This window comes from Bowmanella dokdonensis, assembly GCF_017254865.1.
In the GTDB taxonomy this organism is placed as follows: Bacteria; Pseudomonadota; Gammaproteobacteria; order Enterobacterales; family Alteromonadaceae; genus Bowmanella; species Bowmanella dokdonensis.
This window is the reverse complement of the sequence record NZ_JAFKCV010000093.1, coordinates 1-445: the sequence shown is the minus strand read 5'-3', so window position 1 is coordinate 445 and position 445 is coordinate 1. Positions and strand designations below refer to the sequence as shown.

General features: G+C 49.4%; 1 protein-coding gene. It reads left to right on the top strand.

The genetic code is table 11. The features are described from left to right. Positions 1–445: EAL domain-containing protein (locus J0A66_RS21695; RefSeq protein ID WP_206575936.1), on the top strand; the 445-nt coding region annotated here is incomplete at both ends.

Here is a 445-nt window from a genome sequence, read left to right as displayed (position 1 = left end):
CATTATGAAATCCTGCTGCGTATGCAAGGAGACGACGAGACTCAGATAGTCACCCCGGATGTCTTCCTAACCGCGGCAGAACATTACAATCTGACTGCCCAAATTGACCGCTGGGTGGTAGAACACTATTTCCGTTGGCTGGCCGACAACCCTCAGCACAAAGACAACCTGGTGCGCGCCAACATTAACCTCAGCGGCCACTCGCTGGGGGATAAGGAATTGCGCCTGTTTGTACTCAATGCCTTTGAAAAATACGGTATTCCCTATAACAAGATCTGCTTTGAAATCACCGAAAGCATGGCGATTATCAAAATGGACGAGACCCTGCAGTTTATTAAGACCTTCCATCAGTTGGGTTGCACTTTTGCCCTGGACGATTTCGGCAGCGGCTTCTCTTCCTACGGCTACCTGAAAAGCTTACCGGTCAACTACGTGAAGATTGACG